The organism is Endozoicomonas sp. SESOKO2 (assembly GCF_024606245.1).
Classification (GTDB): Bacteria; Pseudomonadota; Gammaproteobacteria; order Pseudomonadales; family Endozoicomonadaceae; genus Endozoicomonas_A.
This window is the reverse complement of sequence record NZ_JAHHPQ010000541.1, coordinates 1-16,422: the sequence shown is the minus strand read 5'-3', so window position 1 is coordinate 16,422 and position 16,422 is coordinate 1. Positions and strand designations below refer to the sequence as shown.

Below are 16,422 nucleotides of genomic sequence, written 5' to 3'. Positions count from 1 at the left end.
AACGTGAGAAGTTCAAAGAGGTTGATGCGTTTATTGCAGAACAAAAAGCATTCAACAAAGCGATTGACCGGCGTTTTGGCAAAAGCGAAGAGCTTCTGATCCAGATCGTGAACCACCTCGTCGGCAAGTAACACGCTAACTAACAACACGCTCAACAGGACGCACATACTGTGCGCCCGACAGCTTTGCGGTTAGGTGCCTGTCTATATCTACCAACCAATACATCTCAAACGTAAATGGGCAACAAACGTTGAGAGTGTTATATATAACAGCGTTGCAATTACGCCATGATCGATATATGTGTTTACTCCAATTAGGAAGAATGATGTACTCAGAAGATCCCTTAGCGGCTCATTAAGTGTTAAATAGTAATATGATATAACACAAGAACTAGAAGTTCTGCTTAAATAAACAGCTATCAAATTAGTTGTTGCATTATCTTCAAAACAATAATCAGATATCCTTTCTAAAAAAACATTTATAAAGGTTGTAGGCAATATAACAACCAGAAAATCCCCTACCGAGGACAATAAATTCGCAAAAACAAATTCCAATACGCTAGAGTTTTTTATGAACAAATCAATTTCATTTAAGTCATACTTGTTTTTTGTGAAAACCACATTAGATGCTGTGCTAACTGCTATATAAACAACACTGTTAATAATACCAAAAGTTACAAACTGTGGATTTTTTTCTAAATTTATTATTTGAGAAAAATTGACCTGAGGTTGTTTTTGAGTGTACTCATGAGCGAACAAGTATGGACAAAATACTAATAGACACAACAGTAAAGACACGTGTTTCACCTAATGCACTCCTGAGTTTCAAATGCTCAGAATAGCACCTAACACAAAAAAGAACGGGCGGCCCTGGCAAAGAATCACGTTAAGCCTACCGCCTCAGGCCGCTTCACCCTGAAAGATTTTGCCTTCGATAAACAGGAAGAAACATCATCATTGTCGGGTCTGCCCGATAAAAAAGCTCAGTGCCTGCGCAAACCTGATCAACCCTCGCGTTCCGTAGTGCTCCGTTACAAACTGGAAGGCTACAAGAAGCCCAATGCTCTGCAGCTGATGAAAGACAGGATCGACAGCCCGGCAGGAAAACGGATTTACAGAAAACGACTCGCCATTGCCGAGCCGCCTTTCGGCCATATGCAGGAGATGGGACTCACCCGGTTCACGTTTCGAGGACGGCCCAAGGTCAATGCCCGGTGGCAGTTGACGTGCACTTTGCACAATCTCAAGAAAGTCCATGGTTCTGGCGGCGAGAAACTGCTAAAGCGGATGGAGAAGATCAAAAAGAAACGCTGAAACGACACTGATCGGTGTTTGTGTGAACAGTTTGCCCCACCAGAAGCGCCTGCAGTGTTCTGAACAGTTCTCAGACTGGTAATAAGCCAGAATGGAAAATTTATAAATTAACCGGGAGCCTGAAGATCACCGATCAGCACTCGCTAATAACAAGAGCCGCAAATTTTACGGCTTTGTTTTTGGGTTTTTCTACAGGCTCGTTATGTTGCAAAAATAATAGTAAAAGTAGCATTTGGTTCAATAGAGTGGCCAAATGAACAAAATTTTAGCAAAGATACTCTTTACCTCTTCAGTATTCCGGTAAGCCCCTCCAAAACAAAACAAAACAAAACATTGAGACCGTACATATCAATTGCGTCGTGTCGCCAGCAAGCTGGCTGGGACGCGGCCTGTGGCGGCGCCCCACACGCGGGAACTTTATGCGCTTTGATATAAGAACATATCACAATAAAAGGAAGGCCCACTAATCAGTGAAGGGTTAAACTGGGCCAGAGGCTTCTTTGATGCTGATAACTAGCTATCCACTAAAAAGCCTCAAACGAGGAAGTCAACTACCCGCCCTAAAGGCTATCTCTTAATCAGATCTCCACACCCCGTGTCATCCGGTAGGTGTGGAGACGGTCTTGCAGTTTCGCCCAGCCTTCCCAAACAACTAACCATCCGGGAATGCTTGTTCGTTAAGAGCCACACCAGCCACCCGCTTTCGCTATGGTTTGGTTTACGACGATTTCGCTAAACCCGGAAACCCTCACAGGCAGAGGCTCAAGCCTTGATTCCGAGCAGCATCGGGAAGCTCCGCAATGGCTAAGCAATAATAAAGTCAGCAGCCCTCTGAGGATCTGTATAGAATATTTCAGTTCGCTGAATTTTGGTAAAAAGCACTTCCTGCCTGAGGAGCCTGTCTATAATGAGCCTGCATACCAATCTGACAGGAAGGTTAAGGAACACGAATCTGCGCAAGAGTCATGGACTTTTCCCGGTTTTTGAAGCCGTTGTTAACTCTCTGCAAGCCCTTGAAGAAAACGACAATCTGCTCACAGGCGGCACTGTGACACTCAAAATACTACGCAGTCAGCAGGCTTCCTCTGAGCTTGACAACTCTGAGTACTGCTCAGAAATAGTCGGCTTTGAAATTCACGATAATGGCATAGGCTTCAACGAAGAAAACATGGCATCATTTGAAACCCTTGACTCTGATCATAAAATAGGAAAAGGGTGCCGGGGAGTGGGTCGTTTATTATGGCTCAAAGCATTCGATAGGGCGGATGTTACCAGTGCCTTCAAATCAGACTCGTCAGGTATCATTAAACGGCAATTCTCGTTCACTGCCGCTCAGGGGATAAAGACTCAGAATCATGAGCCTGACCCGAATGGCGAAGGGCCTTTCTCTATCCTCACACTATCTGGATTCGATAAAAAGTATCGTGATGCCTGCCCAAAAACGGCGACCAGCATCGCTAATGCTTTATTAGAACATTGTCTTTGGTATTTTGTCAGAGAATATTCTGTACCTCGTATAACTATAAAGGATGGGACAGAAACTATTGCGCTGGAAAACTTGTTTGACCAGTACATGCATAGCAAAGCCAGTAAAGAAAGTATCGATATAAAAGGCTATGCGTTCAGGCTCACCCATATAAAATTTCATGCTTCGACCAAAAAGAAGCACTCTCTCGCCCTTTGCGCAGCTAACAGGCTGGTGCAGGAAATTCCCATTAGTCATCAAATCCCGGGGCTGTTTGGCAAAATATCGGATGAGGCTGGTGAGTTCATCTATACCTGCTATATTTCATCCGACTATCTGGACGGCCATGTTCGTCCCGAGCGCACTGCATTTGATATAGCTGATGATATAGGGGGGATTCTTGAGGATGTCGAAGTCAGTTTCAAAGATATGCAACGTCATGTTCTGGCCAGAAGCAAGCAGTACCTGAACAATTATCTGAGTGAAAACCTCAAGGCCGGTCGTGAGAGAATCAACCAGTTCGTCTCAGAAAAAGCCCCCAGATACCGACCGGTAATGCACCTGATCAATCAGCAGGAGTTTTCTGTTGACCCCAGAATGAGCGATAAAGAACTTGATACATTGTTGCATAAACAGTATTCCGACATTGAGCGTCAGTTGCTGGCAGAGGGTCACGAGATAATGAATCCGGCCATTGAAAGTGACATGGACTTATATCAGAAGAAACTGAAAGCATACCTCAAAAAAGCAGAGGATTTTAAGAAGTCAGACCTGGCCAGCTATGTCTCTCATCGACGTGTAATTCTTGATTTGTTAGAGAAATACATTGGACAAATGGACAACGGGAAATATGTTCATGAAGAGCTGATTCATCAGCTTATTATGCCTATGCGGAAAACCTCTGAAGAAGTCTCCACAGATGCCTGCAACCTCTGGCTTATTGATGAAAGACTGGCTTTCCATGATTTTCTGGCCTCCGATAAATCACTTCGATCCATGCCCATTACGGATGATAGTTCTACGGAAGAGCCTGACTTGTGTGCACTGAACATTAACGACAATCCCATTTTGGTTTCTGAAAAAAAATCAATGCCCTTAGCCTCTCTGACAGTGGTTGAGATCAAGCGACCTATGAGGAATGATGCCTCAGAGGGAGAAGATAAAAACCCTATTGAGCAGGCTCTTGGCTACCTGAAGCGCATCCGTGAAGGTAAGGTAAAAACCACATCAGGCAGACCTATCAGGAACAGTCAGGAAATACCCGGCTATGTCTATGTCATTAGCGACCTGACCCCAACCATGGTAGAACGATGCGAGCTGGCGAGCCTGACCGAAACTTGTGATGGAATGGGTTTCTTTGGTTATAACAAGCCTCGAAATGCTTACATTGAAGTCATATCTTATGATCGCCTACTGCAATCAGCAAAAGAGAGAAACCGGGCTTTCTTTGACCAGCTCGGCTTACCTGCGTAATGAAATCTACCTTTAGCCGGTTCAACCACTCACCCGGCAAAGGAAGTCGAAACCAACGCCACACTCCGGGCAGCAGTCGGCGAGATCGATGGGGAAACCGACGTTTGAAGCTTGTTTTCAAACTGGTTAATACTCTGGATGAGAACATTCAGGTCATCATGTTGAAGGCTGCCACCGCCGTAACGAATACCGGTCAGGCGCGGCTGGTGAAAACTGTCTTTTCCTGATTTAGATTTCCCGGTGATATAAAACAGATCCGCCGCTTCTTCACCCTCATGTTTCACTTTCACTTCAACTTCAACAACGCCATGACTTTCCGTTAAAGTGATTTTATTGATAGCCACATCGCCAAAATCCAGCTCCAGATTTCCCTCTCCCAATACCTGTATAAGGTCTCTGCCTCCCCATTTTTCGTATTTATAAACCATTTTCCCCGGGGATCGATGCCTTATATGGTCATCGTCCGGCCCTGATTGAACCTGCCCATTCGAGGCAGATGAGCCCAGCTCAAGGGTGTTGGCAAGATCATTTCCCTTTAACAAAACATCTGTCTTACTGTCCCATTTAAAATCCCTGATCTCTTTAAGAAGCACATCCAGTGCCTGACCCGATGTAACCCGTTGCAGACCAAGATCGACCTCTACCGGCTGATTGTACTCAGCTCGCATTGAAGCGGCCGGGCCCTGACACTGCATGTAACAGTCGATAGCGTCTCCATAAGAAAGGGGCGTTAACTGAGGGATCTTGTAATCGTCATCCGTCGTTGAACCTGTTACATTACAGGGCAAAAAGCATTCATGCTGTATGGGCAAAGGAGAAGCAGGAGAGGCACCAGTTGGCACCAGAGGCGTACAGGACGCAGAGCAGTTTACCCCCGATAGCGACCATTGATCACCCTGAAGAACCAGCGGTTGGGGTGCCTGCTGATTCTCAAGCAATTCGACAGAACTTTCATTGCACTGAAGCCTATTGTACGAGAACTGACTTTTATTACCGGTAGCTGAAGCAGGCAAGCCACTGGCAAAACAAGGCAGGGTCTCAAGCTCCTTGAACACAGGCTCATCCGAGTTTGCTCTGCCAATCAGCTCACTTAACCCCGTTATCTTTGGTAATTCAGGCGACTCCTGTTTAAGAACAGTCAATGGAAAATCAGGAAACTCAAGGGGTGGAACACTTGGCTCTAATGGGGTGGGAGTCGGTGTTACCTGAATAAACTGAGTGCTTTTTGTGGGGGTAAACGGATTTTCGACGGTAGCTACAGGCTTTGCAGTTGAGGGTACCGGAGCGATGGTGGCGTTCACCGAACTGGCAGCATCAGGGCTAACCGCTGACGCCTTCAATTCAGCATCTTCCCGGAAGCTTCCTAAAGGTGTCATGCCCTTGCTCTCAACAAAGGCCGTATGCCATTGATCCAGAGTTAAGAGCTGCTGACCCACAGTGACCGTCTTTGGATTGCCCCCTTTGACCACCACTCCCAGCTCAGGGGAATCGATTCGTTTTAACCGGGTCAACTTTCCTGTGGGTGTTTCTGCCAGCAAACGTGCGGTTCTGGCGTTAACGCTGTCAGCCACCAAAACCACAGCGTCCAGCCAACCCCTGGCATTGTCGCCTATCTGCGTTCTGCTGCGCATAGCCACAGGCAGAGGGGCAAGCGTTTCAGACTGGATAAGCCGGCCATTTTGATAAATCATCAAATGGCTTTGATCCTGGGACACCAGCAGGTGCGTTTTTTTGCCCGCTGGGAAAAAGTCGTTGGCCACGATCCTTCGTTCACTCCCCTCAGCAGGCAATACCCTGATAACCAGATCCTTCCCCTGACTGACCAACAGGGTCATTGACCCCTTGTCGCTGTCCGACAAGTCAGAAAAATCAAACAACTCAACCTCGGCAGAAACAGACGCATCAGGACTCACAAAACAGGACAGCGTCATCTCTCCACCCGTCAGGGTATTTTCAAACGTTGTTACTGGCTCAAACTTTTGAACCATCAGGTCAGATAACCTGATGCCCGGATGGTTAAAATGGACGTTATCAAGCCCGGTCCCATCGTCCTTGCAGAAGAGGGTCACCGAGTGCCAACCGGTATCCAGTAGTCGGACAGTCCCGCTGCCACCCACGACAATGCTTTCCAACTTAGCCCCGGTTTTAACCTGCACATCACCGAGGGTAACCGTTAACCGGGTCACCTCCGGTGGTGGGATGAATTGGCCGGAACCGGGTACCTGCCAGTGGACGAACTCAAATCCGGACACTGAGCCTTGCACCTGCCCATCAACGACAATGTGCTGATGGTTTCCGTCCACAATAAACGACGCACCGACAGTGACCACAGGGGCAAGCACCAGTGAATCATATCCCTCACCGCCTCCGAGATAATCCCAGCGTACATCCGTTACCGTGAACTGATCATCACCGCCCAGCCCAAAAAAGGCACCCGTCTCGCCTGATGAGTGCCAGTTATCAGCATCCGGAGTACCCAGGCGTACTGTGCAGTTTGATGAGGACCCGGCATTGTCATTTAATGGGCAGAACCCAGCCGTTTTCTCAAAGACATTACGGGCACTCAGCTGCAGCAAGTGTTCATCACTGATGTCCGAGCCGGAAAGCAACACCCGACCGTAAGCCCTGGCCAAGCCACGCCAATCCATGGCCGACATGGAACAGACTGCCTTCGCCCCTCTGGTGGGCAGAAGCGTCTGGCAGCTTACTGTGACTAATGGATGATGACTCTCATAGTCATCCCAGGCAACGGGCCACAACTGACCCAACGTCATGCCCAGGGGAAAATGGTTCCCGCCAAAGAACAGCATCAACTGCCCCTGACGTTCCAGCACCCTGACATCTTCAAGTCTTGCACTGTTGAGGATTTTTGATGGTTTGGGAAAATCGCGGGTGAGCGACCAAACGTCTTCCGACAGCAGAACCCGATGATTGAGTTCGATACGCTCAACCCGGTTTAAATGATTGCTATTAAAATAACCCTGGTAGCGTCTCCGATCCGAAATGCCGGTCAAAGAAGCGGTTTCCAGGCTTTCGCCATCCTTGAAAAGATAAATCAACAAATCATCATTCTGTTTGCGAAAAACAGCCTGGTTATCCCGATTAACCTTCACCACCAACAAGTCGGCACGCCCCGGAGCCTCGACAATCTCACTGTAACCATCCCCCTGCTGAAACAACCCCTTTTTGCTGTTGTCATCCGCGACAAAGATGTGTCTGCCATCGGCTACAGGAACCATGCCCGGCAAACGTTCAACAGACTTGAGCCAGGAACGGACAGTCTCCTGACCATCAAGGTAGTGCCTGTCACCCAACTCCAGGTAGTCCGGACAATCGGTCAGGGCCACCTCAATCGAATCACACTCAGACGACAACTTCAGCAGATTTCCGCTGGGGGATTTGGCCAGCTGGCTAATGGCTTCCTCTGCCATCGAATGATCGACCACCATCAGCCCGGCAACAGTCAAAGTGGCGTTACTGGGATTTTGAGTGCCCAGCGCCACCGCTTCCCGACCCAAAAAATTCATGGGCCTGATCATCCGTTTTGGCACCTCAACCCTGACGTCTTGCAACACGTTTTTCCCATCTTTATAAATGTCCACAAGGCCTGCACGATTGACCCGCAGCGTCAGGTGCACCCACTGGCCATCCTGAAAAAAATCAGGCACCCGCTTATGTAAGATGGTTTCAGCAGCAGCATCGGAAAATGTCAGTGCCAGATCATCACGGTTGGTTTTATCCACCCTGATGCCATGACGACCAACGGCATCAGCAAAATAAATAATGGGAAGAAAAGCCTGGTCCAGGCCAGAAACCCGCAACTGTAATGACAGTGTCATGGCTCCACCCGTCACTAAGCCCGGTATTTCCAGCCACTGACTTCTTTCAGTTAACTGCCGGGCATTCTTGAAGCCTGCACTGTTTTCACCAGTAAGGGCCCCGCCATGACTGACCAGTTGCCCCGGCTCAACGGAATGCCAGTTAGTGGCCCTGAGCTGTTCTGGTGGAGAGGGCAAAGAGAGCCCGAAGGTTTGCGATTGATCCGAATCAAAACGGACAAACACTTTGGCCTGTTTACCCGCAGCAAGCCGGTTATGGCCTGGTCCCGGATAGACGTCCGCTGTTGCGTTGCGGACCAGGAAAGTATCATGGCCCTCTTCACCGTAGAGCTTATAGTGGCAACCGGGAACCCCTTCAGTCTGGTTGAGTTTCCGGCAACCCAGTGCCATCAAGTCATCATTGCCGATGCCGGAACGAACGACCTCATCGTCAGCCTCTGCAATCATGATGTTGTCCAGTCGGATATCCCTTATCAACCGGTCCTGATAAAAAAGCTTTAAACCTTGCTTGGTCAGGGGAGCGGCAGTGGTTTTGTTGCCTTTTGCTGTATCCTCAATGCGCAGATAAGGAAAATGCTGATGGAGTGCTTCGACAAAATGCCCGGTGTCCAGGCTGCCATCAGGACGAACTCTTCTTGGCACAGCGTCCATGATGAGGGTGACCCAGTAATATCCCTGGTCTTGAAAGTACAGCTCACTAAAATTCCCATTCAGTACCAGCCCGATATTGTCAAAAGTGGCTCCTTCGCCCCTGAGCATCAGCATATTGCCATTATCCGGGTCAGAAATTTCTGTCCCCCTGGCTTGCCAGTCGACGAGATAAAAATCCTTGCCTTTATCGCCCATCAGCCGGTCAGCATCCTGATCCGCAATCATTTTATCATCGCCGGGGCCGCCATAATGGACATCGAAACCTGCTCCTCCCAGCGTGGTCGTGCCCTGGCTATCGTTACGGCGGCTGGCATGGAGTATATCATCGCCTTTTCCACCTCTCAGGGTTGCCCCTTCAGACAGATCCACCAGGCGGTCATTGCCATCAGCTCCACTGGCTAAAGTTTTGGCTAACGTCAGGAAAAGGACATCGTCACCTTTGCTGCCAAACAGATTTTCAATGTCGTATAACTGATCCTTGATGCCTCGCGGTTCGGGTAAAGTTGGATTCTCCCCATAACGAAAGACGACAAAGCCTGAACGACAAGTGGCGGAAACATTGGTTGCCCCTCCAGCGGTGTCGTCATTTGGACAGGGTAATCCGGCCTGTTCGGCATAGCCTGACCAATCCGAACCAAACCAGGTGGTGGCATTAAACCAGGTGGTGCCATTGAACCAGCCCTGACCGTCTGACAGTGCCCGATAATCCTGCAGGGCCGTGACACCCGTGGTACCGGGGGGTAATACCAGGGCCTGATAATCGACGGTATCCGTGCCATTACCGCCAGCAACCAGATGGGTTCCTTCAGACAGCAGAAAGTGATCATTGCCGCCTCTGCCATAGACTTTCTGGTTGTCACCTGCCCGGGGAGTGAGCACATTATCAAGCTCATTGCCGTAAAGGGTATCGTTAGCAATACTGCCAGTGACCCGCTCAAATCCCCCAAGATCAAATACCTTCCCGGTTCCAATCCTGCCCTGGCCGGCTTCCAGGTCCACCCAGACGCCCTGACGCGTTTCAAACACAAGGGTATCGTTGCCGCTGCCCCCCTTCAGGCTGGGACTTGCCGGCTCCTGCCCGGAATCCAGGACCACCACCAGATCATCTCCTCCGCCCATATCCACGGTATCGTCACCACCGCCTGTAGTGTACTGCTCGTCATCGTCCGATCCGGAATAGCGATCGCCATTGCCAGTACCAACAACATGGTCAATACCGGTAAACCGATCTGAAAATGATTTATCGGGATACTGTCTGTCACTGGCTTTCCAGACATGACGAACGCTGCGGCTGGCCATATCCACCGAAATAGAATCCAGTGTATAGGGAATAAAGGGCCGGTTTTTCAGCCAGGTCTGGGTCATCACCTGATACAAAAGCGTGTCGTATCCAGAGCCGGCGGTGATATTGTTATTTCCCATTCCAACGGAGAACTGGTTATCCCCGCCCATGTCAATTAAATGATTGTTGCCGCTGCCCCCGATAAGTTTATTATTTTCACCGGGGTTTCCTGTTATCGTGTCATCACCATCCTGGGTAATCAGGGTATTGACATTCTGCACCTGCAAGCGCCCATCTTTTTTGTGGGTTAAATCGATGGTCACTGATGGCGAATCAATTGTTGAGAATTCAACCTGCCATTTGGACTGGCATTTTTTCCTGTACGTCGTGGTGCCCTCTTTTGTGTTGTCTTCACGTGCCCACTTCAGGTCAACATCAACGGTGGTAGTAGAAATAAGCGGCTCCAGACTGGCGTCCATAGATACACCCTGAACAATACCTCCCCAGTTTATGGTTGCCTCTCCTTTGATAAAGTCAGCCAGTGCCACTTTTTTTACTTTCTGCTTCCCCTCCAAATCAAACGACAACTGAAACACGCTATCCTTGGAAAACTTGTCTTCAGACTTTATTCTTGTCTTGCCTTTGGCGTCATCATAGACACCCAAAACCTTTAGCTTTAATGCATTATTGGCAAGATCCACCACCAGCTGGACAGGTGCAAAATCTGTGCATTGGAGTTCCGCCGAGGGTAACAAAGCGGGTTGAGCAACAGTGGGTCGAGCAAAAAATTGAGGGACAACAATTGCCAGATGTGGGAACAGTGCAAACTCTGTTGTTGACTGCGTGCGCGGAGCAACCGTAGAAGCCGACCATTGCTTGAATTTCAAAGTAACACGGGGCCGCAGATCACTGATGAGCCGATTATTGCCTCCTCCGCCCTGAATCCGATGCTGGGTGTGAGTGGTATCCGAAAAATAAATCTCATCATCGCCTGTGCCACCCTCGACAATATGATTCCCAGCCTTCAGGAAAACCTTATTATTGCCTTTTTCCAACCGGATTTCCGTGCGCCCACCATCAGCCAGTACAGTGTCATTACCCCCGCGGGTATACACCAGGTTGTGGCCAGCCCTGGGAATAAAGGTAGTGCTTTCATCATTCCCCTTTATGATATCGTCATAATCGGTTCCCTCGAAGACTTCGACATTGACATACACATCTCCCCCGTTTTTATCCGACAATTGACTTCTATTTCGGGTGAGGTCAATGGTCAAGCCCTGTTTACTTCGGCCGTATGAGACCCTGTCAACATCAGGGCCGCCATCGACGTATTTACGGCTTTTCTCTGAGGCTTCAATAGAGATTGTATCCCGCCCGGCTCCGCCATAGACCTCATCAAACTCACTTCCGGTCACAAACTGGTCATTGCCAGATAATCCCTTGAAGAAATTACGGCCACTTTGACCTACTATCAAATTGTTCTGGTCATCGCCGATTATTTTGGTGCTGTAAGCACTGCCAATTACGTTTTCAATATTTTTGACTACCCCGTGGGTTCCAATAAAACCCATAAGACCCGCGTAAAATCGAACCACCGGGTTATTAAGGTGTGTGTAACGAATCCCCTTACTCTTGTCGACGTAGCTTTTAATTTCGGCAAACTCACGCAGCTGTTCATAATCAAACTTAATCAGTAAATCATTATTATCACTCAAAAAGTACATGCTGATTGAACGGCTCTGACCCTGGATGAACCCCTTGGTATGTATATACAGAACCCCGTTGAACACATGGTCTTTTTTAATGTAATCAATGCCCTTCACTTCATAATCAACACAGCAATTTTCATGAGTCGTTGTTGCTGAAGTTTTTGCACAACGGGTCTTTTTTTGCAGCAACTGACAACCGCCACCGGGCATTTTTTTTTCATTTACCCCCCCAACAAATCGTCCTCTTGCATCAGCCTTCAGGCTATTAAAAGAATAATGACGATGCTTATCCGCATTCAGGGCATAAGTTTTATCATCCGCCTGCGCCTTATAAAGCTTTTTGTACTCTCCACCGTTGAAGTGCTTAACTTTTTTCCTGGAAAGAACACCGATAACAACATCGCCCACTTTATAAATTTCTGATGCGGGGAGTTGTTTGAAAGCCTGAATGTCAGTATCAGAGTCCATTAAACTGCTGACCGGCACCACATCCTCATCATCAGGGCAACCTAAATCACTTCGGGATGTGTAAGTTTGGCCTGCGCAGGCTTTCAGCTTAAAATACTGATTAATCAGAAACGCCGTTGGGCCGCCCGCATAATTGATAAAGTTAATACCTGATGCCTGAACCCGCAGGCTACCTTTCTGCAAACCATACAGATCCTTCAAGATACTGAAGTCATCGCCCTGCTGCTTCAACAGTTCAATCAGCCGGTTGGTGAACGTTTCTTTTGAGAGATCGACTTCAAACAGGTAGGGATATTCACCCAGCCCAGTTTTCAGCTTATCCTGGTTAAACTTGGCAACCACATCAGGAGAATGAAAGGTTACTTTTTCCTCGCACCAGAGAACCTTATATTGCAGCCTATGGAGAGTATCAATGTACCGTACCCCTAAATCAGTTTTCAGGCATTGTACCTCGTTCATTCCCCTGAAACGGGTCTCAAGCACAGGGCTGGGCAATTTCACAGTGTCATCACCGGTACCACCGTCAATATCAGCAAAATCGGTACCGGGGAGAATTCTATCATTACCTTTTCCTCCCCGCTGAATCACTTTACCGAGAGTATGCTCGAGACTGTCATCCCCGCCACCACCCCACTGTTCTTCTCCCCCCACCAGCGTGTCATCACCAGCGCCACCATAGGCTTTCCCCTGGTGCATCTCCAGAAAAATCTTGTCGTCGCCTCCCAGTCCATAAACGGCTTTGTTGCCTTTTGCTACCACATAGTCGTCTTTATCCGTGGTGTCCGCCACCAGCCGGTCAGACAGTGCATCCATATCCCAGATTTTGATGCCTTTTTTACCGCTGCTCTCCAAATCCCTGATGACCTGATGCCGTATAGTTCGCAAATCATCTTCATATTCTTTATAACGATCTTTGAGATGCTGCTCTCCCGTTTCCCTCCAGGCAAATCGGCTATAGCCTTCCTCTGCCGCATCCCCGGCCATCTTATCGATATACTCTTTAAACCCCTCACTGGCTATCAGGGCATCAAAGTCCTGGCGAGCGTTGGTGGGCGGGATAAAAAGCGCGATGATGGTCTGAACCACTCCAAGCAGGGTGGAAAGTAAATCCAATACAAAAGCGACCGGTGCCAGAACCAGCGTGACTTCCAAAGCGCCACTGACCGCATCCATCACAACAGTAATGGCGTCCAGTGCAGCCATCACTGCATAAAAAATCACCTGGTCTTCATTGCCTGCCTCAGCAGCATCCTTTGCAGCCATGCCATTGGCGGCCATGGAAGCGACGCCTGCCGCCACGGCAACGAAGGTTCCCACGAAGGGAACAAACCTGGCCAACCGGGATGTGGTTTTCGCCGATAATTGGATGGCGCTTTTTCCTATCAGCCTTGGCGCATTTTTAATGGCCGCACCGGCAAGACCCAACCCTTCATCAGAAAAGCCGGCGGCTTTGGACAGGACTGAATGGGCGGTTCTGGTCAAACCGAAAATGCTGCCAGTGTACCCCAACGCCACCCCGGTAATGCCCATGGCATAGGTTTCTGGTGACAGAGAGTCCCGGAATTTATTCAAGTTGTACAGCGACACCGAGCTTTGGGCCAGGCCCGATATCCCCATACCCACACCTAAGCCCATCTGGGCCGGGCCAAACCAGGATTTGGCGGCCAGTTTTGCCTGAAAGTTCTGAAACTTTTTCAAGGTCGGGGATTGGTCAACCCCCTTTTTCCTGAGCCAGCGGTCAATCATGTTTTCCCGCAAAGCCCCGGCCTGTTTCAAGGCATCACTGCTTTCATGGCTGCCTTTTTGATCCACCATGGAGTCGACAATGGCCTTGAATTCATCACTGCCCCTGATAGCCTCCTTCAAATCGCCAATGTCTTCCTCAAACCCTGCCTTGCTGTATATCTCCAGGACTCTGTCCATGGCCCCTTCCACGGAAGCAGCTTTACCCGCCGACAACAACTGCACCAGCTCCGTCATCACCTTCCGCTGGAGTTTGCTGTCATCAGCGGGGCTGACTGCCGAAACGGCAGCAAATCTCTGGTTGGCAAAGAGATTAATGGTTTTCAGCAGCTCTGCCGCCTTGCCTTCAGTACCCGATGCCCTCAGTTGTTGTTTTAGCGACTCCAGCTCCCTGCTGGTCAGTGTTTTATCCAGCTCGTCATCCACGAGATCAAGGGTTTGGATGACAGAACGACCACAGCTGTCCCCCGCAGCCCTGCGACAAACCACCTTTGGTAAATCCGGATCGGGCAGGTTCAGCGTTCTGCTAAAAGCGTTAAGCCGTTTGCGAAAAGGCTCCCCGGCGATATTCCAGTTGCTTTCATCGCCGGACAGGGTTTGCAGCAAGTCAACGCTGTTTGAAATTCCCTGTCGCAGTGACCTCGCAATGTCTGCACCAGTGTCAACAGCGTCCAATTCTTTGACTAAGTCAGCGGCTGTTGCCAGACGATCCAGCTTAGCGACCACGTCCAGGCGGGCGGGCATCACCCTGACCCTGCCCGGGTCGTTGATGGCGAGACCTTCAGAATTATTTCGAACCCCAAGCGCTACCAGGTCACCGCCGGTGTGTTCTCCCGCAATCGCCTTGTCCAGCACCTTAAAAAGCGTTAAGGCGCCAACGGCCACCAGCCCCTGCGTCATGGTGGTGCCAATAACCATCCGGTTTTGCCGGGTATCCACCCAGGATGCATCGAGAGTCAGAGTCGGATTGAGTTCCACTTCAACCCGGCTTCCCCGGACATCCAGCGGCAAAGTCACCACGTCAGTCAGTGTGCTTAACCTGTCCACCCGTCGGCACTGAACGTCGTCAAGGCGTTCATCTGCTGCTATTTGTCCGGCAATATCATTGAGTTCAAGTTTCAGCAGCTCACCCGCCAGTTCAGAACGTGCCTGCCATTGGCCAGGATCAGCGACAATGCCTGTCTTTTGCTCATCACTGACCCGATCAATCAATGCCTGCCCAAGTCGATTCCGATCACTGGCACCCAGTTCACCGACTCGTTTGGCAATGTCTTCAGACAGGGACTGCGGAGGATCGGAAACATCGCTGAAAATCGCTTCCAGATTCTTAATAAAAGCCAGGGTTTCTGAATCTGAGCGACCAATGCCCGACTGACGGGTTAATTGCAGTAACCCATCCACTTCCCCTGAGCCAAGGTTTTGCCACGAGGACACTCGCTCAGTATCGACACTCACCATGCCAAACACCCGGTCACCACTCTTGACCAGTGGCTGGCGTTGCCCTTCGCTAATGGCTACCGGGTCAATGACACGGAGGCCGTTTCGGGGGCTCAGCGACATGGGCTCAACAGGTAACTGGAACGCCTCTCCTTTTGATATCCTGAGCGACAGAGTTTCCGCAAAAACGCTGTACACGGATTTATCGAACAGATGCCCTCTTAGAACATTTTTATCAATATTGGCGAAATCAGTGATGCGACGGGCAGACGCTTTAACAGCCGCAGTGAAAGCATCAAAACCTTTTTTTTTCAGTGTCTCACTCAGCTCTCTCGCCGCATTTTGCGGTAACTCGCCGGCCACCGCGTCACTGACACCCGTCAAGGGCATGAACCCTGTGGAAACGTCAGGCGTCACTTGTCTGGCAATTTTGGTAATGCTTTGAAACAGGAAGTTGGTAAACAGGGACTTAATATAAGATCGGTGCTGGCTGCCAACAGGCATATATCTCAGTGCCAGTTGCTCTGCTTCTAAACGACACTTGGCAAGAAACCGTTGTACACTTTCACTGGGCATCAGGCGATTCAGGCCGGATAGCGGGCTTCCCCAGGACTGTAAATTGACGAACACCCGATGGTTGACCGGTGACCCTTTGGGGGACCTTGGTTTAGCATCAATAAAATCAGGCAGGGAAGTCTTAATTTTTTCAATCAGCTCATTGTTCACCGCTTTAAAACGCAGCTGTTTGCCTGAAGTCAGTTCCACCAGTTGTTGGTTAACACGCTCAAGGTTTTGAACCAGATAGCGACCGTTCGCCTGATCATCACGCAGCGTTTTGGTTAGCAGCTCACGGATCGTTGCCACTTCCAGACCGGAAACCGCCTTAAACGACTCAGGATCACTGATTTCCAAACGCAGGGAGTCTGCAGTGTCCATCACCAGCCGTGCATAAGGCTTGCCATCCTTCCCCGGAGGCATTTCTGCAACAACAACATGTCGATTAAATTGGTCATAAGCCCCCTGTTCATCAATAGTCAGACGC

4 protein-coding genes are annotated in these 16,422 nt (G+C 49.4%); 2 read left to right on the top strand and 2 right to left on the bottom strand.

All coding sequences use genetic code 11. The features are described from left to right. Positions 1-209: 209 nt before the first annotated feature. Positions 210-806 (bottom strand): hypothetical protein, encoded by a 597-nt coding sequence (locus tag KDK17_RS13160; RefSeq protein ID WP_257276351.1) that lies wholly within the window; start codon positions 804-806, stop codon positions 210-212. Positions 807-956: 150 nt separating this feature from the next. Here KDK17_RS13160 and KDK17_RS13155 point away from each other — a divergent pair, with 150 nt between their 5' ends. Together KDK17_RS13155 and KDK17_RS13150 are read left to right on the top strand one after the other, a co-directional pair. Then, complete coding sequence (locus KDK17_RS13155) at positions 957-1,313, top strand: transposase (protein ID WP_257288246.1); 357 nt, start codon at positions 957-959, stop codon at positions 1,311-1,313. A 907-nt stretch (positions 1,314-2,220) separates the two neighbouring features. After that, a complete protein-coding gene (locus KDK17_RS13150; protein ID WP_257288245.1) occupies positions 2,221-4,251 on the top strand; it encodes a hypothetical protein in 2,031 nt (676 codons plus the stop codon). Between the two features lie 29 nt (positions 4,252-4,280). Here the strand turns inward: KDK17_RS13150 and KDK17_RS13145 are convergent, their stop codons facing one another. Beyond that, complete coding sequence (locus KDK17_RS13145; protein ID WP_257288244.1) at positions 4,281-16,358, bottom strand: LamG-like jellyroll fold domain-containing protein; 12,078 nt, start codon at positions 16,356-16,358, stop codon at positions 4,281-4,283. Between the last annotated feature and the right edge of the window lie 64 nt (positions 16,359-16,422).

Coding starts and splice junctions, on each gene's coding strand:
- KDK17_RS13150 (WP_257288245.1), top strand. CDS start 2,221: ATGAGCCTGCATACCAATCTGACAGGAAGGTTAAGGAACACGAATCTG.
- KDK17_RS13145 (WP_257288244.1), bottom strand. CDS start 16,358: ATGCCTCCGGGGAAGGATGGCAAGCCTTATGCACGGCTGGTGATGGAC.